Annotated in this window: 19 protein-coding genes and 1 pseudogene; 15 read left to right on the forward strand and 5 right to left on the reverse strand. The window is 60.7% G+C overall.

The features are described 5' to 3' along the window. Positions 1–419: 419 nt before the first annotated feature. Positions 420–3,107: a pyruvate dehydrogenase (acetyl-transferring), homodimeric type gene (aceE, locus tag ACSDHM_RS00380; RefSeq protein ID WP_088496216.1), complete on the forward strand. Its 2,688-nt coding sequence runs from the start codon at positions 420–422 to the stop codon at positions 3,105–3,107. Between the two features lie 88 nt (positions 3,108–3,195). Further along, positions 3,196–5,610, forward strand: coding sequence for a hypothetical protein (locus ACSDHM_RS00385; RefSeq protein ID WP_439426542.1), 2,415 nt, complete (start codon positions 3,196–3,198; stop codon positions 5,608–5,610). Between the two features lie 566 nt (positions 5,611–6,176). Here ACSDHM_RS00385 and ACSDHM_RS00390 read toward each other — a convergent pair. From ACSDHM_RS00390 to ACSDHM_RS00400, 3 genes are all read right to left on the reverse strand, one after another. After that, positions 6,177–7,082: an HNH endonuclease gene (locus ACSDHM_RS00390; RefSeq protein WP_188241569.1), complete on the reverse strand. Its 906-nt coding sequence runs from the start codon at positions 7,080–7,082 to the stop codon at positions 6,177–6,179. Between the two features lie 622 nt (positions 7,083–7,704). Beyond that, the gene (locus ACSDHM_RS00395; RefSeq protein WP_439426543.1) at positions 7,705–8,073 is read right to left on the reverse strand and encodes a hypothetical protein; all 369 of its coding nucleotides are present in this window, start codon (positions 8,071–8,073) and stop codon (positions 7,705–7,707) included. Positions 8,074–8,559: 486 nt separating this feature from the next. Continuing rightward, complete coding sequence (locus tag ACSDHM_RS00400; RefSeq protein ID WP_439426544.1) at positions 8,560–8,775, reverse strand: hypothetical protein; 216 nt, start codon at positions 8,773–8,775, stop codon at positions 8,560–8,562. A 170-nt stretch (positions 8,776–8,945) separates the two neighbouring features. Between ACSDHM_RS00400 and ACSDHM_RS00405 the strand changes: the two genes are divergently transcribed. From ACSDHM_RS00405 to ACSDHM_RS00445, 9 genes and pseudogenes are all read left to right on the forward strand, one after another. After that, positions 8,946–9,590: a DUF1629 domain-containing protein gene (locus tag ACSDHM_RS00405; RefSeq protein ID WP_439426545.1), complete on the forward strand. Its 645-nt coding sequence runs from the start codon at positions 8,946–8,948 to the stop codon at positions 9,588–9,590. Between the two features lie 98 nt (positions 9,591–9,688). Next, entirely contained in the window at positions 9,689–10,330 is a 642-nt protein-coding gene (locus ACSDHM_RS00410; RefSeq protein ID WP_439426546.1) for a DUF1629 domain-containing protein, read from the forward strand. Positions 10,331–10,417: 87 nt separating this feature from the next. Next, the gene (locus tag ACSDHM_RS00415; RefSeq protein ID WP_439426547.1) at positions 10,418–11,062 is read left to right on the forward strand and encodes an imm11 family protein; all 645 of its coding nucleotides are present in this window, start codon (positions 10,418–10,420) and stop codon (positions 11,060–11,062) included. A gap of 374 nt (positions 11,063–11,436) precedes the next feature. Further along, positions 11,437–12,093: a DUF1629 domain-containing protein gene (locus tag ACSDHM_RS00420; RefSeq protein WP_088496207.1), complete on the forward strand. Its 657-nt coding sequence runs from the start codon at positions 11,437–11,439 to the stop codon at positions 12,091–12,093. Between the two features lie 104 nt (positions 12,094–12,197). Beyond that, positions 12,198–12,842, forward strand: coding sequence for an imm11 family protein (locus ACSDHM_RS00425; RefSeq protein ID WP_439426548.1), 645 nt, complete (start codon positions 12,198–12,200; stop codon positions 12,840–12,842). Positions 12,843–13,139: 297 nt separating this feature from the next. Beyond that, a complete protein-coding gene (locus ACSDHM_RS00430; protein ID WP_439426549.1) occupies positions 13,140–13,781 on the forward strand; it encodes a DUF1629 domain-containing protein in 642 nt (213 codons plus the stop codon). Between the two features lie 1,042 nt (positions 13,782–14,823). Beyond that, positions 14,824–16,986: pseudogene (locus tag ACSDHM_RS00435) on the forward strand (XVIPCD domain-containing protein); the annotation flags it as partial. A 3-nt stretch (positions 16,987–16,989) separates the two neighbouring features. After that, entirely contained in the window at positions 16,990–17,157 is a 168-nt protein-coding gene (locus tag ACSDHM_RS00440) for a hypothetical protein (protein WP_439426991.1), read from the forward strand. A gap of 7 nt (positions 17,158–17,164) precedes the next feature. Next, positions 17,165–17,839: a hypothetical protein gene (locus tag ACSDHM_RS00445; RefSeq protein ID WP_143592484.1), complete on the forward strand. Its 675-nt coding sequence runs from the start codon at positions 17,165–17,167 to the stop codon at positions 17,837–17,839. Positions 17,840–17,918: 79 nt separating this feature from the next. Here the strand turns inward: ACSDHM_RS00445 and ACSDHM_RS00450 are convergent, their stop codons facing one another. Both ACSDHM_RS00450 and ACSDHM_RS00455 read right to left on the reverse strand, forming a co-directional pair. Further along, a complete protein-coding gene (locus tag ACSDHM_RS00450; RefSeq protein ID WP_439426550.1) occupies positions 17,919–18,638 on the reverse strand; it encodes a hypothetical protein in 720 nt (239 codons plus the stop codon). A 67-nt stretch (positions 18,639–18,705) separates the two neighbouring features. Next, positions 18,706–19,464: a hypothetical protein gene (locus ACSDHM_RS00455; protein ID WP_439426551.1), complete on the reverse strand. Its 759-nt coding sequence runs from the start codon at positions 19,462–19,464 to the stop codon at positions 18,706–18,708. A 325-nt stretch (positions 19,465–19,789) separates the two neighbouring features. Between ACSDHM_RS00455 and ACSDHM_RS00460 the strand changes: the two genes are divergently transcribed. The 4 genes from ACSDHM_RS00460 (at position 19,790) to ACSDHM_RS00475 (ending at position 23,695) form a co-directional block, all read left to right on the forward strand. Next, positions 19,790–20,716 carry an XVIPCD domain-containing protein gene (locus ACSDHM_RS00460; protein WP_439426552.1) on the forward strand — a complete coding sequence of 309 codons (927 nt, stop codon included), beginning with the start codon at positions 19,790–19,792 and terminating at the stop codon, positions 20,714–20,716. Further along, on the forward strand, positions 20,713–21,348 hold the full coding sequence (locus ACSDHM_RS00465) for a hypothetical protein (protein WP_439426553.1): 636 nt from the start codon (positions 20,713–20,715) through the stop codon (positions 21,346–21,348). The genes ACSDHM_RS00460 and ACSDHM_RS00465 overlap by 4 nt, the downstream gene beginning before the upstream one ends. Before the next feature lie 2 nt (positions 21,349–21,350). Then, positions 21,351–22,364: an XVIPCD domain-containing protein gene (locus tag ACSDHM_RS00470; protein WP_439426554.1), complete on the forward strand. Its 1,014-nt coding sequence runs from the start codon at positions 21,351–21,353 to the stop codon at positions 22,362–22,364. 185 nt (positions 22,365–22,549) lie between these two features. Next, positions 22,550–23,695, forward strand: a complete 1,146-nt coding sequence (locus ACSDHM_RS00475; protein WP_439426555.1) for a YncE family protein — start codon at positions 22,550–22,552, stop codon at positions 23,693–23,695. The last annotated feature ends 10 nt before the right edge of the window (positions 23,696–23,705 follow it).

Genomic DNA, 23,705 nt, shown 5'->3' on the forward strand with positions numbered 1-23,705 from the left:
CCCTGCGAGGCGCCCCGGCGATGCTGTGGAAGGGAGCAGGGCCATCGGGCCCATCACTCGCGACCCACCCTGGGCCCGCGACTGGCAGCGATCCAGAGGCAGGTGCGACATGTTGTCGCCGGTTCAGAACCGCTGCCCGGCGCCCACCTACGGCGGTGCCGGAGTTGCCCTACAACCGTCATCGGCAGCAGTAACACTGCGTCCTGCGCATGGGCGCAGCGGCCCGCAAGCGACAGCCCGCGCCGCCGCCAAGGCCCGCCGCAGGGCCATCAGCGGGCCCGGCAAGCCCCTTGCGGACACTGGCCGGTTGCATCCATACGCCAGCGTAGCCAAGTGACGAAAGCCCTTGGTGCGCTACACTTTGCGGTCTAGAAATCTATACAACAGTCGCGCGCGTGCGTGCGGTTATGGGAGCGCTAATGAACTGGTTGAACGAGGTGCTGAACAACGACCCGAATCCTGTGGAAACCCAGGAGTGGATCGAGTCGTTGAAGGCCGTTATTGATGTCGAGGGCTCCGAGCGCGCGCATCAGCTGCTGGAAGGCATGGTGGAACTGACCCGTCGTTCGGGCGCCTACCTGCCGTTCTCTCCCACCACCGAATACGTCAATACCATCGAACCGCAGTTCGAGGCCAAGAGCCCGGGCAACGCCGAGCTGGAATGGCGCATCCGTTCCATCATCCGCTGGAACGCGATGGCCACGGTGGTGCGCGCCAACCGCAAGCCGGGTGACCTGGGCGGCCACATCGCCTCGTTCGCCTCCGGCGCCACCCTGTACGACGTGGGCTTCAACCACTTCTGGCGCGCCCCGAGCGAAAACCACCCGGGCGACCTGCTGTTCATCCAGGGCCACAGCGCCCCGGGCATCTACGCGCGTTCCTTCCTGGAAGGCCGCATCAGCGAAGAGCAGCTGGACAAGTTCCGCATGGAAGTGGATGGCGGTGGCCTGTCCTCGTACCCGCACCCGTGGCTGATGCCGGACTACTGGCAGACCCCGACCGTGTCGATGGGCCTGGGCCCGCTGGCCGCCATCTACCAGGCGCAGTTCATGCGCTACCTGGAAAACCGTGGCCTGATCGAGAAGTCCGACCGCAAGGTGTGGTGCTTCATCGGCGACGGCGAGAGCGACGAGCCGGAAACCCTGGGTGCCATCGCCCTGGCCGGCCGTGAAGGCCTGGACAACCTGATCTTCGTGGTGAACTGCAACCTGCAGCGCCTGGACGGCCCGGTGCGCGGCAACGGCAAGATCATCCAGGAACTGGAAGGCGTGTTCCGTGGCGGCGGCTGGAACGTGATCAAGCTGCTGTGGGGCGGTTACTGGGATGCCCTGCTGGCCAAGGACACCAACGGCGTCCTGAAGAAGCTGATGATGGAAACCGTCGACGGCGAATACCAGAACTGCAAGGCCTTCGGCGGCGCGTATACCCGCGAGCATTTCTTCGGCAAGTACCCGGAAACCGCTGCGATGGTGGCCGGCCTGAGCGACGACGACATCTGGCGCCTGAACCGTGGTGGCCACGACCCGCACAAGGTGTATGCCGCCTACCACCAGGCCGTGAACACCAAGGGCATGCCGACCGTCATCCTGGCCAAGACCGTGAAGGGTTACGGCATGGGCAGCGCCGGTGAGGCACTGAACCCGACCCACCAGACCAAGAAGCTGGACGACGAAGCGGTGCGCCACTTCCGCGACCGCTTCAACATTCCGGTGACCGACGCGCAGCTGGCCGACGGCCAGGTGCCGTTCTACCACCCGGGCCCGGATTCGCCGGAAGTGCAGTACCTGCAGGAACGCCGTGCCGCGCTGGGCGGTTACCTGCCGCAGCGCCGCCGCAAGGCCGACAAGACCTTCGTGGCACCGAAGCTGGAAGCCTACGAGCGCCTGCTGAAGAGCAGCGGCGAGCGCAGCTACTCCACCACCATGGCGTTCGTGCAGAGCCTGAACATCACCCTGCGCGACAAGGAGCTGGGCCCGCACATCGTGCCGATCGTGGCCGACGAAGCCCGTACCTTCGGCATGGAAGGCCTGTTCCGCCAGATCGGCATCTACGCGCCGTTCGGCCAGAAGTACAAGCCGGTCGATGCCGACCAGCTGATGTTCTACCGCGAAGACCAGAGCGGCCAGGTGCTGCAGCAGGGCATCAGCGAGCCGGGTGCGATCAGCTCGTGGATGGCCGCCGGTACCAGCTACTCGGTCAGCAACGTGCCGATGCTGCCGTTCTACATCTACTACTCGATGTTCGGCTTCCAGCGCGTGGGCGACATCGCCTGGCAGGCCGCCGACATGCGTACCCGCGGCTTCCTGCTGGGTGGCACCGCCGGCCGCACCACGCTGAACGGTGAAGGCCTGCAGCACGAAGATGGCTTCAGCCATCTGGTGGCCGGCGGCATCCCGAACGTGCGCAGCTATGACCCGACCTTCGGGTTCGAAGTGACGGTGATCCTGCAGCACGGCACCAAGCGCATGATGGAAGACCAGGTGGACGAGTACTACTACGTCACCCTGATGAACGAGAACTACACCCACCCGGAAATGCCGGAAGGCGCGGCCGAAGGCATCGTCAAGGGCATGTACCTGCTGACCGACGCCGGCAAGCCGAAGAAGGGCGAGCTGCGCGTGCAGCTGCTGGGTTCGGGCACCATCCTGCGCGAAGCCATTGCCGCGGCCGAGCTGCTGGACAAGGACTTCGGCGTGACCGCTGATATCTGGAGCTGCCCGAGCTTCAACGAACTGCGTCGCGATGGTTTCGACGTGGAACGTGCCAACCGCCTGCATCCGGAAGGTGAGCAGCGCAAGGCCTACGTGACCCAGCTGCTGGAAGGCCGCCAGGGCCCGGCGATTGCCGCCACCGACTACGTGCGTGCGTATGCGGACCAGATCCGTGCGTTCGTGCCGATGAGCTACACGGTGCTGGGCACGGATGGGTTTGGTCGTTCGGATACGCGTGCGAACCTGCGTCGGTTCTTTGAGGTGGATCGCTACTACATCGCGCATGCCGCGATTGCGGCGCTGGCGAAGGAAGGGAAGATGACCGCAAAGGATGTGGCCCGGGCGATCAAGCAGTACAAGATTGATCCGGAGAAGGCTAATCCTGTTGGGGTTTGATTATTCATTGTCCATGCTAGATTAAACGGGGCGGCCCTTGGGCTGCCCCGTTTTTCTTTCTGCGTCTCTTAAGGATAAGGGGGAAGTGATGCAGCAATACTTCAATAGCCTTGTTAACGACATTCGCTCAACCAGTAACGATGTTGAGCTGCGCGTCAAAGTAATCGCTGCCACTAGGCTCCTTCTGCAGCAGGCAGTATTTGGTCTTGCCGAATGGGTTGGGCAGAAAGTCCCCGATCCTTCCGTTGCGCCCGCCAGGAGTGTCGTCGATTCGCTTTGGCAACCTGCAGATGGTTCTCTTGTTGATGCGTTAGACAGTCTTCTCATTTGCGCAGAGCAGACGGGATGGTCGGGGGTATCAAGAATTCTGATCAAAGGCATCGGGACTCGCCCCGCTGAGCAAATTTGTGGAGAGCAGCCTAAGAATTTCCTTGGACTTCTACGTGCTCTAATACAAATTCGGAACAATGGCGCCGAGGGTCACGGTTTGCTGGGGGATTATCGTCCAGAATGCGAGGTGGACGCGATCGCCTATCTGGTGGATTCCCTAGCGCCGGTGCTTCCCAGAGCTACAGCGGAGGGCTTGGTCGTCGGCAGTGCACCTGATGAAGTCTTTCTGCATTTCCTCAAGGTTTGGGATGGGAGTCCGGCACTTATCCGGAAAATTCGCCGGATAGCGTCGGACAGGGTGAGAGTCTATTGCCAGCTTTACGGTGAAGGGGGACGTGCAGAATTCAACTACGATGCGTCCAACCCATTTGCTGGACTGGGGGTAAAAGAACTTCCTGCGCTCGTAAAATGGGAAAATGGCTGGTGCCCAGAAGTATTTATACCCGATCGAAAGACTGACTCTTTCGCAGGTAGGCAATCGCAAGTTGATGAGCTGATCGAATGGTACGAGGATGCTGATGCTCGGGCCTGCCTCGTTTACGGTGACGGGGGCTACGGCAAGACAACACTCGCGATCGAATTTATGCATCGTGTGTTGGAAGAGGATATTAAGGTTTCCTGGCATCCCAAGGTTGTTATCTTTTACACGGCAAAGAGAACACAGTGGGGCCTCGATGGCCTTGAGCCTATTAAGGCAGGGCAGCCTCACTTAATTGAGCTTCTTGCGAATATTCATGTTCTTCTTTTCGGAGCATTTCCCGCGAACGATTTCTATCGACTCGATCTGTCCTCGGCTGCGTTGCAGCTTCAGGGGAAGATCCAGGAGTTGAAGGGATTGAAGAGACAGGAGATCTGGCTCGTCATCGATAACACGGAAACTCTTATCTCCGACGAGGGCGAGGGCCGACTTGTAGGTAAGGAGATTAAAGAGATTGCCCGCAGGGTCGGTAGGGTGCTTTTAACCTCGCGGCGAATGGAGCATCTCGAAGCCTCACCAATTGAGGTCCCCGTGTTCGAGATGCGAGAAGCGATCGACTTCGTTAGAGATCGCTCACGCCTCCTTCAGTGCAAGCTGGGATATGAGGCGTCTGATGAGGAGCTACAGAGGGAAATTGACAGGATCGAAAGAAGGCCGATTGTCCTGGAAGCCTTCGTAAGCGCTCTCTGCGATCCCGGTGTTAGAAAAATATCGCGCGCTACGGATCGTGTTTCAAAAATGCTCAGCAAGGATCTCGGTGAGTTCCTCTTTGCAGATGTGTGGGCAAAGTTCTCGTTAGATGAGAAGCGGGTGCTTCTCCTGATGGCAAGAGTGGGCGACGTACATCAGTCTTACTCTTTCAAGACATGCTGTGAGGAATTTGAAGTTTCAGTTTCGTCAATGGAGCGAGTCCTGCAGCAGTCGAGCGGGATTGCGTCATTTGTTACTGTTGCTAATGACATACAGGTAAGTTTTTCAAGAAACTTCGTTGCCTTCGCTAGTGGGCAAAAAGTTAGAATTGCGGATGGAACGGAGTCGCCGACTGCAGAGAACGTCTCGAGAGTTACTGCGCGCGTCTCGGCAATGGTTAAGAATTCTTCCAGATACCTGGCAGGAACTGCGGCGGACGCCGTACGAACCCCACTAGCCAAAGCTGCTGAGATTGCGCGGCGCGAAGGAAAGATAGACGAGAGCCAGAGGCTATTTGAGCAGGCCGTTGCCTCGGATAGTATGAATGGGCACTTGAGGTCGAAGTTTGCCTATTTCTTGTTTTCGGCGCGGCAGGATATGGATGCCGCGCTACATCAAGCAAAGGCCGCGGTGGATCTGTTGCCTGGAGATGCGGAAGCTTGGTTCCTCAGGGGAATGATTGAGGCGCGAAAAGGCGACGCGCGTGCTTGCGATCTGTCGCTTTCCAAGGCTGAAGAGCTCGGAATTCCTTGGTACAGGTGTTCTGTCCAGATGACCTGGGGCCTCTTGAAGGCTCGGCCAGCGCAGCTCCCCCTGGCTGCGAGGGAGCTCGCGCGCCTAGATGCGTATCTGAAGTCAAAATCTAGTGATCGCAGAGTAATGGGGGAAGTTGATCTTCTGAAGAGAAGGCTGAAGTCGCTATCCGAAAGGCGTACAAAAAAATAAGTCAGGAGGCTTTGTGTGATAAGAAAAACACGAGCAAGTCAGCCTTGGGGCTTCTGTAGCTATCGAGGTTGAGCGACCAATTTCTGGAAAGGGCGTATCCGGGTTCTGGCAGACTTGCCAGCCAGTCCCAAGTAGTTTGGGTACACAATGACAACGAAATATGACGTGGGGTGACGCTGGAGTGGGTGTATGAAAAGGGGGACAGTGTTTGATTGAACTACAAAGTCGATCCAGAAAGGTCTGCGCCAGTATTTCATCGAATAACTGCGCGATGAATGCCGTAATAGAAATTGCTTCCTACACCGCTCTATGTCCGTTCCAATATCGAAAGCTGGCGGCGCGATTGCAACGAAGATGGGCCATAAATCGCGCTTGGCGGGCTAACCATTCTCCGCCAAGTGCGCCGCGCAGTTGGTGGCAAAGAATGATAACTTCAGTAATGGCCTCCTACCCCGACCGCTAATCAGGGCGAGAGAGTTCGGTTCAACAGTTGATCTCATCTCATTACCGTGCGTGTCGACGCTTGCTTAAGAGGCGTAGTGGCCGAGCAATGCTCCTGTGAACTCTTAAGATATGGGGATTAAAGTGCCTCGCCGTCTGTCAAAAATAACGTCTCGATGAAATTCTAAGAAGCCAAGTTGCTTCGCGGAGAAGACTCCACATCGAAGTGAAGCATCCAACTTCAGACCAAGCCGAACTTGAACGTCAGACGGTAGGCCGCTCGAAATCAGCAGGCGACCGGCCGACGAGAAGCTAATCCAGCCGCGATCAAAGAGTAGGTCCGCATGCGGAGCCAGCAGAAGGCCGTTCTCCCCATCAACGCGTTCGCTATGAGTACTATCTGCCCATGGCTTGATATGGCTCGCACGGAGGAATCTAAGATCCTCAATGCCGGTCAGCCGGCACCCCTTCTCAACGCCGATCAGACGCTCGCGGAACAGGCGTTGCTTCGTCCGCACTTCGGTTTCGCGTCTTGTGGTCGTCGCGCCAACGTCATCGATAGCGGCATCGATCTCTGCCTGGTCCGTCTCACCCGCCGCGAGGCCAATTGAAGCTTCCAGTGATCTCAAACGGAACACGATGGCAGATCTTGGCTGCCCTTCCCGATCTGGCGTGCCAGGCCGAACGTAGGAGGACTGGCACATGAACCTACCAAGGTATCGGTAGGGCCGCCCCTTGCCCATCATCTGGAACACCACGAGCGTCTTGCCATCTTTGACGTGCTCGCCGATCGCTCGGTTGCCGGCCACATACTTCATGTCTCCGACTTGACCTTCGCCGAAGTAATGAAAGACTTCGTCGTCGTCCCAGAAATCATGGTAGCCATGAGACACGCCGGCCTCGCCAGTGAACGCGATGACTAGCGGATACTCCTTGGGTGTCGAAATGCCGCCTTGCTGTTGCCCGCCAAATACACCGTGGATCTGCTTTTGACGGTTGTAGAGCGCGCCCACCTCGAATGGGAGTTCCATCCTAGATCCCTGTCCCGAAAGCTAAGTGCTCAGGATTCTAGCTAGAACCAGGTTCCTTGTGTCATTGGTTGACGCATTCGGCCGCTGGGGCAGAGTACGGATGAGTCTATCGGGACGCAAACCTGGGGCAGCTGTGCTCAGGCAGGCTCAAGTTCCTCCTGCGTCCCTCGGGTGAGCCCCATCCATCCTTCCAGCGCTGTAGCTCCATAGCATCGCTTGCGACCGTAGACATGGTGACTATTAGAAGACTCGGCCCAGAGTTGTCCACGAACAGTATGGCATCGCCAAGTACGCTCATATCAAAGAAGCGTCTACTGGAATCATGTTTTTCGATGGTGACGCCTTGGCAAGCCAATGCTTCGGCAAAGCTCTCGGCGTCGGCCTGGAACAGGGCAAACTCCGAGTCGGTGAGTCTTGGGTAGTTCTCAAAACTCATTGCGGTGGCCGGCGCGTACGTCCCTCCAATGATCAGTCCCAATAGCGCTGCCGTCGTCAGGGCAAGCAAAGTCCGGCTCGGCATAGTGAGGCTAGTGTTAGAGGCTAAAGGCTCAGACAGCGGCGAATGCTTCGGACCGTGCATACGATCCTTGCATTGCATTCGATGTGCGCAGCGAGGTGCGCTCTACTCCCGAACCTGCAGCCGCTCAATAGCCTGCGCAGTCAACGCCACACACGCCATCTTCAACCCTTCCATAACTCGATCCCCGAGGTATTCCTCGGGCGCGCCGTTCTGCCTAGTCCGCTCCGCAGCCAGCATCAGCTCGGCCACCACACGCAGCCCTGCCAACGCGCAATCCGCGTCTGCCAGTTGAAGACGCCGGCCAGGCAGTTGATGCCGCTCCGGCCAAGGCTGGCCATCCGCAGCCGCACCGGTTCCGATGCGGTGCAGCGTTGCGACGAAGGCGTTGGGATCGACGGACAGTTCGCGCTCGGGTTGGGCGTTGTCCGGATCGTACTGCGCGTGCAGGGAACGGAAGTCCGATGTGCTCATGGCAATGCTCCGTACAGGACAGACAGCAGCGCCACCGATAAAAGTGGCGGACGATGCGAGGCTCGAAAACCGGTCAACAACCAATCCGGCGGGTCCGAAGACCCCCACGCACCGCCCGCCATGGACCGCGAACGGATTGCCAGCCGGCGTCACACGAACGTGACGCCGGCTGACAAGCGCAAACACATGGTTGTTGACCGGGTTTTCGACGCCCGCGCCACCCTGTGTGAGGTGGCATGCCAAGGTGTACTCGCATGCTTGCGAGATGCCAAGAAACCGTAGGCCGCGGAGGCCGTAAATGCTGACGCTTACGGCATTGTTGCATGGCGCACGCGCGGCAGAACCCTTGCGGTGCAGTGGTTTCGGCCGGTGTTAAGTTATCGCCCGAATGCGCATTGAAAAGCACGGTTTGCAGCTGTTCGGGATCCCAAAAGCGACACGTAGCCCAGAGGGCCCGTTCGCGCAGCGTGCCGATTGCGACACAGCTTAACTTTGCCCCGCTACGCGCGGTCGAGGCCACAGCGCATCGTCGCGCTCCAGGTCGTAGTCGCTGCCGAACGCCAGGGCAGCCTCACGCGGCGGAAGGTCTGTGTAGCAGCCCAGCAGGTATTCATCCATGCCGGCATCGCGATGGTCGATGGCGAACAGGCGGAGGAGCTCCTTGTCGAAGGCTTCCAGCGATGCGGGGTCGATCTTGGTCATGTCATCCTCCAGAGGGGAAAGGGAGGATGGCTGGAGCGCGTCTCAAGACGTGGGACGCATGCTTGACCAGGTTCGGAATCTCGCAGTGATCTGATTGCACCAGGCGCAAGGTCGGGGTAGAACGGGGCAGACTCGCTACGGCGCATCATAGCTAAAGGAGGCGAAAGAGCATGGAAGCATTGAAGTCGAACCAGCCTGTTCCTGGCGAGTTCTTCCTCCTGATGCCTGATACCACGCGTGGGGGAAAGGGGCACGGCGTCGTGTTCGAGAACGCGAAGCGGCTGCGCATCCCGCCACGCCTGATCCTGCGACCCGAAGAGGGCGGCTTTCCGCCCATGGCGGAGAAGCCGTTGCTCGTCTACTCGGCAAAGAAGGGGAGCCTCCCAGAGGATCTGGAGGGGGGCATGAGCGGGTACTGGATGGTCTCCGAACGATTACGCGGTGCTCTTGTGTCTGTAGATCCGGCTGGCTTCGAGTTTGTGGAGTGTGATTACCGTCTTGCCGATGGATCCAAGGGGCCGCGGTACTTCCTGTGTGATGTAATCCGTGAGCTCGATGCGGTGGACGAAGAAGCCTCGAAACTTCGGATCATCACTGACGCAGGCTATCGAGGTGGGAAGTTCTACGACCTTAGGGGCGGAGCCAGTCTGGCGTTCCGCAAGCAGGTCATCGGCCACGCCAGAATATTCCGGACGCCTTACTCGGGAAACCTCGTCTTCTGCGACAGAGAGCTCCGCGACGCTGTGTGGAACGCTGGAATCGGTGGGCCGCGCGTATCCCGGGGCCTCTGGTTCACCGACGCGGCCAGCATCTGAGTCAGAGCTCTGAGGATCGGACCCTTGGGCGCCTTCTGGATTCGCTTCAACTGCTTACGAGCGAATTCGATTCACATTCACATGGTGAGATGACAAGCATGGGATCAACCTCCACCCATCGGCCGCGCAAGGGCGAGTTCTTCAAGCTACGACCGGATGCTACCCGTAGAGGAAAGGGTCACGGGGTGGTCTTTGAAAACGAGGACGCGTTGCTTGCGACTCCCAGACTGATCCTGTTGCCCGAAGCCCGTGGCGTCCCCCCACTGCGTGAAGTCGCGCGCTTGGTCTATCAGGAGCGGCAGGGCGTCCCTCCACAGGATCTGGAAGGCGGGTTGAGCGGCTATTGGCTGGTCTCCGAGCGATTGCGCCAGGTCATGGAAGAGATAGACCCTGACGCGTTCGTTTTCGCTGATACCGACTATCGCTTGGAAGACGGTTCAAAGGGACCAACCTACTTCCTTTGCGACGTGGTCCGTACGCTGGACGCCTTGGATGAAGAAGCGTCCCAGCTCAACATCGTGATCAGCGATGAGTACGAGGCAGGGAAATATTACCGCCTGACCGGTGATATCCGGTTGGCGTTCAAACGCGAAGTGCTGGGTTCGGCTCACGTGTTCAGATTGCCGTTCCAGGGCGGGGTATTCTGCGACCGAACGTTCAAAGATGCGGTGGAAGCTGCCGGCATCGTCACGGCCAAGAGATCCAACGGGCTCTGGTTTGAAGATGTGGTGAACTGCTGAGTCGGTCCCACCGGCGCTAACCTCGCGACCTATGCTGCAAGTGTGCGGAGTGCGGTACATGCCTAAAATTGGGAGAGAAACAAGCACATGCCCTCGTCAAAACGTAATCAGCCTGTGCCTGGTGAATTCTATCTGCTGATGCCCGACACGACTCGAAGGGGAAGAGGGCATGGAGTTGAGATCGAGAATGAGGACGCACTGCTGACGCCTCTCAGGCTGATCATCCGCCCCGAAGAAGGCGGCTTTCCTCATCTGTCGCAGAGACCGCGTCTGGTGCTCGATCCAGAGCTGGGGGATCCACCGCAGGACCTCGAAGGAGGAATGAGTGGCTACTGGTTGGTATCAGAGCGCCTCAAGATGGCCTTCACCGAAATAGATCCCGTCGCCTTTGAGTTCGTGGAGTGTGATTACGTGCTTCCGGACGGCACAGAGGGCCCAACGTACTACCTGTGCGAGGTTGCTCGCGAGCTGGATGCCGTCGATGAGGAAGCATCGAAGTTCCGGGTCATCGTCGATGAGGGCTATCCGGGCGGGAAGTTCTACGACCTTCGTGGCGGAGCAAGCTTGGCATTCAAGAGGGACGTAATTGGGGACAGTCATGTCTTCAGGAGCCCGTACTCCGGCGACCTTGTCTACTGCGATCGCATGTTCCGGGATGCCATACGCGCTGCGGGAATTGGAAGCGAGTGTGAAATGCGTGGCCTGAGGTTCAAGGACGCAGCCAATGTCTGATATGGCGCGCGTCATTCTAAGCATAATCCGCATGTAAAAATTGAAGACGGCTGCGGCGCGTCTCATGGAACGGGATCGGTAGTCGAACTTAAGATCGATTTCATTTTTGTCCGATTGCTTGCCGGTGCAGAACGGTTTAAAAAGCAGTCATGCCTATTCAGTGCTTGAGTTGAAGGCAGGGCGGTAAGAGGCAGGCCGCATCGGGACTTCAGAGCGCCCAGAGGAATTGGAGAGCAGCAGTAGTGCGCTATGTCGGCGGAGAGGACTTCAGGCTGTGAGCGCTCGGGCATGACTCGAGGAGGGCATGGAAGGTTGGCACCCTCTGATAAGCTCTTGGCACGCTTATTTAGATTGATTCTGAGGTGAGGCAAACAATGACTTCGAATCTGCCAAAGAAGGGCGAGTTCTTCGAGTTGCGCCCAGATGCCCGACGGCGCGGCAAAGGGCATGGCGTCGTTTTTGAGAACGAGTCTTCCCTGAAGACCCCTCCAAATTTCCTCTTGCGTCCCGATCAGGGGGGCTTCCCGCCTCTGCGCGAGACACCGCGTCTAGTGTATTACCCAAGTGAGGGGTGGCCACCGGAGGATCTTGAAGCTGGAATGAGCGGCTATTGGCTCGTTTCCGGGCGTCTCCGCGAGGTGATGGCGGCCGTGGACCCAGGTGCTTTTGCCTTCAGGGAGACTGACTATCGACTCGCTGATGGAGCAATGGGTGGCCCTTATTTCCTTTGCGATGTCATCAGAACCATTGATGCCTTGGATGAGGCAGCATCCCAGCTGAAGATCATCGTGAGTGACGACTATGAAGAGGGGAAGTACTACGACCTGACCGGCGACGCGCGTCTGGCATTCAAGCGGGAGGCCATCGTTGACGCTCACGTGTTCCGGCTCCCCTACTACGAGGGAGTCTTCTGCGACCACATCTTCAAGAACGCAGTAGAAGGTGCCGGCATCGTGACCGCCAGAACATGCAACGGGCTCTGGTTCGAAGACGTTGTGAACTGTTGGGCCAGACGGTCCTCCGAAGATTGAGTAGCACTGCGGTTTGGAGCCCAATCTTTAATGACAATGCGATCTCGATCTGTGCGTTCCGAACAATGTTTGCCTGAGCTCGCTGACGCCAGTGGATAACGAGAATGAATGAGGACGGCATGAATAGAGTTGCGCCCCCTAAAGGTCGCTTCTACGTGCTTAGCCCCGATATGGGTGCGCCTGGTCGTGGTCATGGGGTCGAATTGGACAATGAAGAGGAAATCCCTTGGCCGACCTACATGAGCGAGCCTTCTGAGGTGGGCTGGCTTGCATCACTCAGGGTTGTTCCCAAGCTTCGCTTCGATAGCCAAGTGGGTGATATGCCTTTGGATCTGCAAGGCGGATTCAACGGCTATTGGCTGATTTCTCAACCCCTGAAGGATGTAATGGAGAACATCGATGCCGAAGGCTTTGCCTTTGCGAAGTGTGCCTTTCAGCTCGAGGACAGTTCAGAAGGTGAGCCTCACTACTTGTGTGAGGTGATAAGAATTCTGGACGCGATTGACGAGAATGCATCGAGTGTGAAAATTCTGGATGGCTACCGGAACGGCAAGTACTACAGCCTCTCAGGTGGCGGCAAGTTGTCCTTCAAGGAAGCGGAAGTGGCTGATGCGCATGTATTCATGGATATCCATTCGGGCAGCCGTGTCTACTGTGACAGAGTGCTTCGCGACGCGCTCATCGAGCATGGATTTGGAATGGTGATCAATCCGCGCGGCGTGTGGATTGAAGACGCTGCAGGCTACTAGTTAAACAGCACTTTTCGCCCTCTTGGGAACGGAATCCTATGCCCGCAGAAAGCGTAATTCTACAAAGTCATCATGTCTTTGAGCAGGTGGTGTTCAGGGATCATCCTCTCGTCAAGAGGCTTGTCGAGGCGGGATACCTGGCTAAGGATGAATCGCTCAATCATCTCTACCTTCCGTCTGGAGGTGGGCTCGCGGAGGACCTCGACACCTCTCCACATCCTCGCTGTCAGGTCCAAGTGTGATCGATGTAAGCTCTCTCACAGATCGTATTTGCAAGAAGCCCAAAGGAAAACGACGATGGAACCGATGGCAATCAATGGGCCTGAATCGGGAAGATTCTTCCTGTTTGCGCCGGACCTGGAAAGCAATCGTCCTTTCAGAGGAGCGATCTTCGAGAACGTTCAGGCGCTGCTGTCGCCACCGCGGATAATCCTCAGGCCAGAGAACGGTGGATTTCCCGAGCTCCGGGAGAAGCCCCGAATTGTGTTCGATGCTTCTCAGGGGCCTGCGCCGCGGGATCTGGAGGGTGGCTTCAGTGGGTACTGGCTGGTCTCGGAGCGACTCCAGAGCGTAATGAACGCGCTGGATCCAGGCGCCTTTGCATTCGCCGAATGTGATGTTCGCTTTGCAGATGGCTCGCGGGGGCCACGCCACTTTCTGTGTGACGTAGTGAGAGAGCTGGACGCAGTGGACGAGGATCGTTCACGGCTGGATATCGAGATTGACGATGAATTCGTCAATGGCAAGTTCTACTCGATTGCAGGCGGGGCCAGCTTGGCCTTCAAGAACGATGCACTGGCAGGAGCGCATGTCTTCCTCACACCGTTCAGCACGTTCGTGATCGCTGATCGTAGGTTTGTGGATGCTGTGCATGCTGCTGGAGTGCCGGATGATCCGGAGTTGAGTGGAATATCTTTTATTGATGCATCAGATATCTGATTAAGTGCGGCTGCACGGAAGGAGCCTCCAGATGCCTCGAGTCGTTCCCATTTTTCAGCAGCATCACGCCATCGAGCAACAGATGCTTGGCAATAGTCGCTTGCTCAAGGCTCTGGCTGATGCGGGTCGCTTCAACATCGATGCCGATCAGAACCTGATCAATATGCCCCACGACAAGGCGCTCGCGCAGGCCTTGGGGGTGTCACCTCACAACGGCGGACCGATTCGTGAGTATCGAATCGGATTGGAGGCCAATCTCGCCCGCCTCGAGAGAAGCCGGGATGGCCAAGCAGCGCTGGCTGGCGACCTGGAGGCAATGGATCGCATCGCTGCCAAAGTTCATCGGTTGAGCGACATTTCACAGGTCGGCTTGGTCAACGGAGACCTGCGGACGAACACTGCTTTAGGACAAAGCACAGATCAGGCGCGTGTCCAGACGAGGGAGTTCTACAGGAGGCCCGAGGAGTACGCCCAGCAGTACTCTGGACAGCTGGAGCACCACCAGCAGTCTTCCGTTCTTTCCAGGCAATGGAGCGCCGTCACACCCAACGAGAGCCGCGTTGTATACACGCTCCAGCACTTTCAAGGATCCGGACAGCCGCTGATACGTGGCGGCAACATCGAGCTGCAGCGTAACGGATTGTCGAATGCTATCGCTGATGCCCATCAAGCCGGGCGTCTCCAGATGTCTCCGGGCGGAGTTCTTGTAGTTGAGTCTGTTCTTGGTGAAGAGGCCGCGTCACGCCTTCGTGCTCCGGTCGGGCAACGCGGCGGAGTTACCCTGGACTTCCTCCTCGGCGAAGCCTCCACGAGCCAACTGATCCGCTCCGGCGGCCTGCTCGCCTCCGGCGCCGACGCTGTCATCACCGCCCGCCGCACCTCGCAACTGCTGGAAGAAGGCAACGGCACGGCCGCCCAGTCCGAGCTCACCCACGCTCTGGCACGCAACGGCGGTGGCTGGATCGGTGGCATGGCCACGGCATCGGTGATCGGCATGTCCAGCTTCGTCCCTGCGGCCATCGTCGCGGGCGATGCGTTGCTGATGAGCAAGGCGTTCGACAAGGGCGCCGATCTGCTCGACAACCGCGCCATCTACCGGCAGACCGACAAGGCCGATGTCACATGGCAGTTCGATGGCCGCAACTGGCAGCGTCAGGCGGTCATGGACAGCGCGGGCGACGGCTTGGGCAATCCGGCTGAGCGTAGTGTGGGCGCCAGTTACGAGAAGGCCCGCGAGCTGGGCGCATATGCCCATGTAAAAGCGGTAGAGCTGGCGCTGGGCAAGGCGCCGCCGCCGCAGGATCCTTTCAGCATCCCGGCGAAGGACGGCGAGGCCCGTCTGGACAATCCCAACTGGCACCGCGATGCGCAGACCGAACAGTGGACGCGGCAGGTCAAGATCGGCGTGTCCGGTGCCAACGACCGGGGTGTGTATGAGACGCAGACCGCCAGCCCCGAACGCGCCAACGAGTTGAATCGTGAGGCGGTGCAACGCATCGAGAACAACATCGCCAACGGCAAGGCCGCGATTGCCGCCAGCTACCTGGAGACCTACGCCGCTACCCGCGCCAGCGACTTCGTGCCGCTGGTGCCGGAAGCGGTGGAGCAGGCGCGTGCCAGGCCCGACGCCATCCAGGGCTCGGACAACCAGCTCTACCAGCGCGATGAAGCAGGGCAGTGGAGCCATGCTGGCCAGAACGCACAGGGGAACATGGCGCTGGAGCTGGAGCTGACCCGCACCATCCAGCAGCCGTCGCTCGATCAGTTCAACCAGACCATTGCCGCATTGGACGCGCGACGGTTGCCATCTGCGGCGGAAGTGAACCAGAACGAGCTGCGCCACAGCTACTACGCTGCGGGCATCGCGCTGACCCCGGCGTGGGAGCAGGCCATTGCCCTGGCCACGGCACGCACGCGCGAGCAGCACGGCATTGCGGGTCCCACGCTGCAGGAACTGGGGCCTTTAGCCGAGGGCAACGCGGGCGCGTCCCGGCCCATCACCCATTACCAGGTGGGTCAGGATGGCGTGGCGCGCGCCGTCGCGACCACCAGCACGCAGGAGCTGCAGGCCGCATGGAATGAGGTGCGTGCGCGTGCCAATGAGCAGGCGCCGTTGCCGGACTCGCCCGAGCTACGCATTGCAGCGCTGTCGGCGGGTGAGCAGGAGGTGTACCGGCAGGCAATGCAGGAGGCAAATCGGCTGGGTGCTGCGCAGGTAGATGCAGGACAGGCTGCACGAGCAGCCGCGCAGGTGGCACATGGCGACAAGCCATCCGAGCAGGATGGGAATGTGGAAGTGCGGCCTGAAGAGCCTGCGACTGCGCAGCCCATTGCGCCTGCGGCGGTAGCGGTCACGCCAGCGGTAGCGGTCGCACCACCACCTACGCCCGCGCCACAGGACAAGCCCGCGCCTCAATGGCACTCCGAGCAGCGCGATCCGCCGCGGCGTGAGGCGGAGCCGCAACCTCAGCCCCATCCAAACAGCGAGGCGCCTACCGAAAACCGTATCGCCTCACAGACGCCGGAGCCCGCTGGGCCGATGCAGGCACAACCGGCCGCACCTGAGCGCGCGATGCCGCATGTCGCCGCGCCTCTGGATGCGGCAACGCAGATGATGCCCACGCAGCGCACAGAGCAGGCATCGGAACCGGAGAAGATGGCCCCGATGCCTGCGGTTGCTCCCACTCCAAAGCAGTACATGGCAGTGCAGGAGGTCGAGCCGGTGCCGTTCAAGGAGCCGCTGCCTGCTGAGCCTGCGCGCGATCCATGGCCTTTGGAGCAGGAAGCGGCACAACACGTGCCAGAGCCCGAACCGGCTCCGTTGGACGACCTCCAGCCAACCGCTGCGGCTGTCCCTGTTCCTGCCGAGCCCACGATAGCGCCAAGCCCTGAGCCAGCCGCGCCCGCACCGGATGAGGCATCGGCCCCGAACCTGGCGCTGCAGGATCCTACGCAGCCCGGCCACCCCGATCACGCGCTATATCAGCAGATCCGCGAGGGCGTGGAAGCGCTGGACGCCAAGCACGGCCGCAGCTTCGATGAAGTCAGCGAACGCATGACGGCCAGCCTTCTGGTACTGGCCAAGGACAACGACCTGGAACGGGTGGACCATGTGCTGGTGAGCAACGCCACGCACTAACACCCGGCTGGGCACACGCTGTTCGTGGTGCAGGGCGAGCCCAGCAATCCGGCACACCAGCGTGCTGCGATGCCGACCGAGCTGGCGGCGCAGACATCGGTGGAGGAATCACTGCAGCAGTTCGATGCGGTCAGCCGTGAAGCGCATCAGCGTGCGCTGGCGAATCAGATGGACCAGCAGCTGGAAGACCAGCGGGTGCAGCACGAGATACAGATTCGTGCGGCGAGCGGGGGATGAGTAGGGCATGCACTGCACTGGCGACCTGGACGGAGGACTGAAGATGACGCCACATGGAATGCGCCGGATATGCATGCTCGCAGCACTACTCGTTCTTCTGGCTACCGCGTGCCGGCCCGATGCGGCTCGCGACGAAGGCTCGATAGCAGAGGCCCATCGTCCGGATCTGGTGCCGCTTGTGCGAGCCATGCCCACCTCGTCAATGGATGCACCATTGACGGTCGAGTTCGATGTGGCTGCTCCCAGCAAAAATTCCTCTCCAACGCTCATGATCGGCATTCGCGTTGACCGCACGGATAACACCGCGGCTTTTGGGGCACTGGCCGATGTTCGGGCGTCCGGGTTCCAGGCGAAGGTTTCCATGCAGCGCCTGGAATCGAGTGGATGGAAGGACGTGCCCTTGCACCGGCTGGAATGGGTCATTGGGGAACCTGCCAGAACAATTCCCATCCCCGCCGATGGTCGAGTGACAAATGCGTGGCTGGACGATGTTGACGTGCTGGCGCTGCAGAATGCTGGGCTGGAACGACCCGATGATAACTATGCACAGCTGGCCTTCGCATGGGCACGCAATCCGTCGCCGGGCCGATACCGGGTTGAAGTGCAACTGCACTCCCCTCTGCCACAGCTTGAGCCGTACCAGCCGGAACTCCTGGTTGCTTACTTGCGCAGGCCCAAGTAAGGCAGCCTCGCCACCGCCGGTACGCTGAGTGTCACGGGTAAGTCAGCTCGGCATTCTGCCGATAGAGGGGGGATCGTATTCATCTGTCTCCCCCTCCGAACTGGACCGCGTAGACGCAGGTTCTCGCTGTATCACCTTCATCGGAACGATAGGTCAACAGGCTGGTATCCATACCCTGGTTACCACCGGTGATGGGGCGCCGGTACTGCCTGATGCCCCCTCTCTGAAATGGCACTTCTGCTCCGGTTCTGTATCCGAGGGCTTCGAGCGCTCGTCCGGCACTTTCGGCTTCCCAGTAGCACACGCCATTCGGAGCATCTGTCACTGGCTGCTTGCCCAGCTGATAGAAGATCACCTCTTGGTTGGGGAACTCACGTGCCGACTCAACCGATAGAGAAGTAACCCCATAGTTATAGCCGTCCGTTGTTGTCAGGTCCTTCGCGATGTGCCTGATGCTGACCTTTTCGTCTGGCACGAATGACACACCGATCGCCGTGCCGAACTTGTCCGGACTGATGTCCGCTCTTGACCTGAGCGAATCCGCGTAGGCGAGAATGCGTTTTTGCAGCTCGGCCATGGAGATGCGGGCAGGCTGCGTATCTGCGGCAGCGGCACGTTCATTGACGGCAGACGTATCCGTCGATCGGGCACATGCAGATGTTAGCGTGAGCAAGGCCGACAGTCCGGAAATTGCCCCAATGCGAGCTGCGCGCGGCATAGCTCGACGTAGCTGCGGCCGAAGCAATTTGGTCATGATGGCGGAGAGCAAAGCCGAAGCCTCTTTCGTTGTGATGCCCATCGGTGAGTCCCTGACGGTGTTGAAGGTACTGTGCGACCCGAATGAAGAGCGCCCGGACCTCCATCGTTCACGGCTGAACGCGATATCGTTCCAGAAGATCACGAACGCTGGTTTCCAGACGCTGCCAGTCGCTCAGCATGACGCGTGCATAGTTCATCTCGATGGCGATGCTGTCGCCCACGTCCACGATGGAATGGCGGCACATTGCGATCTGGCCTTCGCCAGCGCGTTCAAGTGTCTTTGCCTGAACTACAAGTCCGTCAGGAATGCGGTCTGCCGGGTCGCAGCTGATGAACGTTGTCAGTTGGCCCTCCGCCGAGCGGGCCACATACCAGTCTGGTTCCATTCCTGGGTTGTGCACGTAAGGCCTGCCCAGAGCAGCCTCCGAGTCCTTTGCATAGGCTGCCATCAACGATGGGTCGATCGCATACGGCGTCAGACCCCAGCGTTCGGGTTGTGCAACGCGCAGCGCGAGGTTCTCTACCGGGTCCCTTCGCTCCAGTGATCCCGGCGCGCTGGTGGTCTCACTGCTGGACCGACGCGCCAGATAGTTCTGGATGGGAACGCGATCGATGTATCTAAGCTCGACCAGCACCTGCCGCCGGCTGTCCTGCGAGCTGCGAACCGGGCGATCACCGGGAGGCGCTGCATCGAAATCCGGCCAGAACACCGTGAGCATGACGCCCCCATCGGCCAGGGGGCCCGTCTGGTTGTAGTAGAGGTTGGCCGGGAACATGAAGCGGCGCGGGCCCACTCGTGCCTCTACGGGCTCCGTTGTATAGGTATGTCCACCCACCGTACGGGGGCTGGTTGCGGCTTCGGACATGGGGGGGTCGTTCGGGCCCGTTTCCGTAGATGGGGCTTTCGCGCAGGCGGTGGTGCTCAGCACCGCCACCAGGGCGAAGGAGGCAAGCCGGCAAGCCGGCGCTCTGCTCATGGGCGATTCCCTTGCATGACCGGAACGACTATAGAACGGTGGAATGGCAAGCTCCAGTCGTTGCCGGGACCTTGCTCACGCCCGGGTCCAGTACTGCACGCTGGCTCACATATTCAGCAAGTCGCGATCGGCGTCCTCTCTTCTTGCATCTGCCCCCATCCCACCTATGCCATCATCCGCCCAGGACCGCAGTACCCATCAAGGCTGAACAGGCATGGAGCAGGCAACACGCTACACCGCAACCCTTTATCTGGCCGCACCCGGCACCCCGCTGAAAAGTGGGGGCATCTCGCCGCGCGGCCACATGTACCTGCAGGTCGCTGCGGGCGACGAGGCCCACAGCTACGGCTTCGCGCCGCCGCGCCAGGCGCCGGGCGAAACCCGCACCGGCGTGCAGTACGCGCAGGTGCGCCACGATGATGCCGACGAGCACCTGGATCCGTACTACAGCCGCACCCTGGAAATCACCGAGGAGCACTACGGCTGCCTGCGTGATTTCGCCGAGGAACCGGCCGAGTTCGAATTCGACGTTGATCGCCCGGCCACCATCAATCGCTGCAGCGATTTCGTCTGGGCGGCCCTGCACTACGCCGGCCTGCATCCGCTGCCGGCGCCGTTGGATGGCAGCAGCAACCTGGGCGAGTTCGCGGTGCTGTTCAACCTGCCGGAGATCCAGTGCATCGCCGCGCCGTTCCCGGGCAGCGACCTGAATGCCGAAACCCATCATGCGATGCCCGAGCGCGAGGCCGAGCATCATCGCCAGGGCGACCGCGCCAGCGATGAGCCGCCGCCGACGCCGATTGAAGTGGCCGGCACGCTGCTGGACCCTTCGCATCCGGACCATCGCCTGTTCTCGCAGCTGATCCAGAAAGTGGCCGAGCTGGATGCCGCGCATGGGCGCCCGTTCGATGCGGCCAGCCAGCGCATCAGCGCCAGCCTGCTGGTGCTGGCCAAGCAGAACAACCTCTCGCGCGTGGACCACGTGCTGCTCAGCCGGCCGACGAAGAGCAGCCATGCGGCGGAGAGCATCTTCATCGTGCAGGGCGACCGCAACGACCCAGGGCACCGCCGCGCCAGCATCGCCACCGAGGTGGCGGCCAAGACCGATGTGGCCGATTCGCTGCGGTTGAAGGAGCAATGACGCGGCCACTGCGGCGGGGGCTGGTGGTACTGGCGGTGCTGGGCGCGCTGACGGCATGCCGTGCGTCACCTGCGCCTGAGGTTGCGCCGCCCCTGCTGACGCGCGCACAGGCCGAGGCCCGCACGGTTGTGCCGTTCACGCGGGCCGTGCAGTTGCAGAAGGCCGGTCGGATTGCCGAGGTCACGTTTGATTTGCCGGCGGCCCAGAAGCCGGCCATTCCGATCCTGAACATCGGGTTGCGGCTGCAGGATACCGATGCCCGACGGCTGCTGGATGCTTCGGAGAAGATCACGCTGGGACGGCTGCCAACGCGGCTGCGCCTGGAGCGTACTGATGGCGGTGCACCTGGTCCTGTGCAGCTCTGGCAGCGTACTCGCGATGGACGCGATTCTCAGAAAATCGGGGAGGATGGCGTGGTAACAGACCTGACGACGGGGAGCGTGGACATCAACAGCTTGGCCGAGGCCGGGTTGTACTCTGAAGAGGTGCTCTATCGCACGTTGCAGTTGGCGCAGGTCGGAGGCATTGCACCCGGACGCTACGTTCTGCGGGTGGACCTTGTGGAGGATCGGCCCCGGCTGGAAGGCCTGAAAGCAGAACTGATCGTTGGCTACCAATCACTAGGAAAGTAGACATGCACAAGGACGATGCCGAACGCTACAGCGTAACCATTCATCTGGCGGCCCCCGGCACGCCGCGCTACGGCCGTGATGCTGAGGGAAACAGGTTTCTGCTGGAGCCATCGTTCGCGGGGCACATTTTCCTGTCGCTGCGCCGTTCGGGTGAACCCTTGCCGGAGAGCGTGGGTTTCACCCACGCAGGCACCAAGGACGAGCCGAACAGGGGCAAAGTCGATGACATGGATGTGTTGGTCTACGACAAACCCCGCTTCGAGCGCACGATCGAGATCAGCAAGGCGCAGTACGACCGCATCCTCGAGTTCTCGGCAGACCCGAAGAAGCACGGCTTCGACATGGAATACGACTTCTTCTCCAACGCCTGCACCGATTTCGCTTGGGGTGCCCTGAACCACGCTGGGCTGCGCCCGGTCGGGCTGGCCGGGGAGATCACCAACTACGAGGGCGCTACCAGGGTCCTGGACAACATCCGCGCGGTCAACGCCATTCCGCAGCAGGTGAAGGGCAGCGAGCTGGACAAGGTGCAGTGGAACCCGATGCCGAAGCAGACCTTCCGCGAGTGGATGTTCACCGAGAACGGCGAGCAGTGGCGCGGCAACAGTACGCTCGCGGCAAGCGGCACGCCCGCAGACCCTGCGCACGACGATCATGCCCGCCTCAACCAGATCCACCAGCAGGTGGCCGACCTCGGCGCTTTCGGGGCGCGCAACGGCAATGTCAGTGCCAGCCTGCTCGCGCTGTCGAAGGAGCAGCAGTTCTCGCGCGTGGACGAGGTGGTGCTGGGCGAGCAGCGCGGTGATACCGCACCGCAGCTGTTCATCGTGCAGGGGGACCGCAGTGACCCGGCACACCAGCGCGCCAGCATGCCGGCGGAGGTGGCTGCGCAGGCACCGGTGGAGGCCTCGTTCGATCGGGTCGCGCAGTTGCAGCAGAATGAGCCGCAGCGAGACGCGCAGCGCCTGCAGGAGGAGCAGCAGCTTCAGCAGAGCCACGGCCCACGGATGGCATAGCGGCGGGCGCAGCATCGAGGTCGAGCGTCGGCCATGCCCGCGCCGGCGCACGCCACGCCCCCCACCTGCTACCATTCCCCCGCAACCCCAGCCAGCCCACCCCGCGCAGACAGATGCGGGGCGGGCCGTCGAAGTACGGCCCAGCGAGCCAGGACACCTTCCCGTGCCCATTCAAGGACGCTCGCATGTTCCGTACTCCTCTCTTCCGCTCGGCCGCCCTGGCCGTTGCCGTTTCGCTCAGCCTCGGCGTGCCCTCCGCGTTCGCCGACAACGCGCCCGCCGCCAGCGCCACCACCGCCGTGCAGCGCCAGGCCGTGGCCAAGGGCCTGTACGAGCTGGCCTACAGCCCGAAGCAGAACGCCGTGTTCGTGGCCTCCTCTGGCGGTTTCGGCGATGACGCCGGCCCGGCCCAGGTGCTGCGCCTGAACCCGGCCACGCTGGCCGTGGAGACCCGCATTCCGCTGGAGCGCAAGGCCTTTGGTGTGGTCCTGGATGACGCCCACAACCGCCTGTACGTGGGCAACACCGTGGACCTGTCGGTGACCGTGGTCGATACCGCGCAGAACAAGGCCGTCGGCACCATCCAGCTGATGGAGAAGAAAGCCGGCAAGGACGGCAAGGCCGCCTACACCCACGACCTGCGCGAGCTGGTGGTCGACAGCGCGGCCAACCGCCTGTACGTGACCGGCCACAGCAGCCAGCCGGACGTGAGCAGCGTGCTGTTCGTGATCGATACCACCACGCTGAAGGTGATCAACACCATTGATGGCCTGGGCAATGCCAAGGCACCGGGCCTGGCGCTGGATGCGGCCAACAAGCGCGTCTACACCAGCAACCTGCTGGCCGACCTGGTGGTGGTGGGCACCGATTCGAACAAGGTGGTGGCGCAGCACAGGATCGCCGCCGAGCAGCCGATGAATATCGCGCTGGACCCGGCGGGCAAGCGCCTGTTCGTGACCGACCAGGGCTCGGAATTCCTGCGTGGCTACCAGGCCAAGAGCAGCGGCCTGGTCAGCAAGCATCCGGGCCAGCGCGTACTGGTGCTCGACCGCAGCACCGGCAAGGAACTGGCCAGCATCCCGACCGATGCCGGCCCGCTGGGCATCCTGCTGGATGCACCGCGCAAGCGCCTGTACGTGACCAACCGCGAAGCGGGCACGGTGACGGCGTACAACAGTGACAGCTACCAGAAGGTGGCCACCTACACGGTGCCGACCCACCCGAACAGCCTGGCGCTGGATGCGAAGAACAACGTGCTGTTCGTGAGCATCAAGAACGGCGAGAAGGATGACAAGGGCGCTGACGAGAGCGTGGCGCGGATCCAGCTGTAAGGCGCTGACG

The sequence above is a fragment of the Stenotrophomonas sp. T8 genome (assembly GCF_051853085.1).
GTDB lineage: Bacteria > Pseudomonadota > Gammaproteobacteria > Xanthomonadales > Xanthomonadaceae > Stenotrophomonas > Stenotrophomonas sepilia.

Excerpts from the sequence above, each read along its gene's own strand:
- ACSDHM_RS00450 (WP_439426550.1), bottom strand. The coding sequence starts at position 18,638 with ATGGGCATCACAACGAAAGAGGCTTCGGCTTTGCTCTCCGCCATCATG.
- ACSDHM_RS00425 (WP_439426548.1), top strand. The coding sequence starts at position 12,198 with ATGAATGAGGACGGCATGAATAGAGTTGCGCCCCCTAAAGGTCGCTTC.
- ACSDHM_RS00440 (WP_439426991.1), top strand. The coding sequence starts at position 16,990 with ATGCCGACCGAGCTGGCGGCGCAGACATCGGTGGAGGAATCACTGCAG.
- ACSDHM_RS00475 (WP_439426555.1), top strand. The coding sequence starts at position 22,550 with ATGTTCCGTACTCCTCTCTTCCGCTCGGCCGCCCTGGCCGTTGCCGTT.
- ACSDHM_RS00430 (WP_439426549.1), top strand. The coding sequence starts at position 13,140 with ATGGAACCGATGGCAATCAATGGGCCTGAATCGGGAAGATTCTTCCTG.
- aceE (WP_088496216.1), top strand. The coding sequence starts at position 420 with ATGAACTGGTTGAACGAGGTGCTGAACAACGACCCGAATCCTGTGGAA.
- ACSDHM_RS00470 (WP_439426554.1), top strand. The coding sequence starts at position 21,351 with ATGCACAAGGACGATGCCGAACGCTACAGCGTAACCATTCATCTGGCG.
- ACSDHM_RS00395 (WP_439426543.1), bottom strand. The coding sequence starts at position 8,073 with ATGAGCACATCGGACTTCCGTTCCCTGCACGCGCAGTACGATCCGGAC.
- ACSDHM_RS00405 (WP_439426545.1), top strand. The coding sequence starts at position 8,946 with ATGGAAGCATTGAAGTCGAACCAGCCTGTTCCTGGCGAGTTCTTCCTC.
- ACSDHM_RS00465 (WP_439426553.1), top strand. The coding sequence starts at position 20,713 with ATGACGCGGCCACTGCGGCGGGGGCTGGTGGTACTGGCGGTGCTGGGC.
- ACSDHM_RS00385 (WP_439426542.1), top strand. The coding sequence starts at position 3,196 with ATGCAGCAATACTTCAATAGCCTTGTTAACGACATTCGCTCAACCAGT.
- ACSDHM_RS00390 (WP_188241569.1), bottom strand. The coding sequence starts at position 7,082 with ATGGAACTCCCATTCGAGGTGGGCGCGCTCTACAACCGTCAAAAGCAG.
- ACSDHM_RS00460 (WP_439426552.1), top strand. The coding sequence starts at position 19,790 with ATGGAGCAGGCAACACGCTACACCGCAACCCTTTATCTGGCCGCACCC.
- ACSDHM_RS00400 (WP_439426544.1), bottom strand. The coding sequence starts at position 8,775 with ATGACCAAGATCGACCCCGCATCGCTGGAAGCCTTCGACAAGGAGCTC.
- ACSDHM_RS00455 (WP_439426551.1), bottom strand. The coding sequence starts at position 19,464 with ATGTCCGAAGCCGCAACCAGCCCCCGTACGGTGGGTGGACATACCTAT.
- ACSDHM_RS00415 (WP_439426547.1), top strand. The coding sequence starts at position 10,418 with ATGCCCTCGTCAAAACGTAATCAGCCTGTGCCTGGTGAATTCTATCTG.
- ACSDHM_RS00420 (WP_088496207.1), top strand. The coding sequence starts at position 11,437 with ATGACTTCGAATCTGCCAAAGAAGGGCGAGTTCTTCGAGTTGCGCCCA.
- ACSDHM_RS00445 (WP_143592484.1), top strand. The coding sequence starts at position 17,165 with ATGCACTGCACTGGCGACCTGGACGGAGGACTGAAGATGACGCCACAT.
- ACSDHM_RS00410 (WP_439426546.1), top strand. The coding sequence starts at position 9,689 with ATGGGATCAACCTCCACCCATCGGCCGCGCAAGGGCGAGTTCTTCAAG.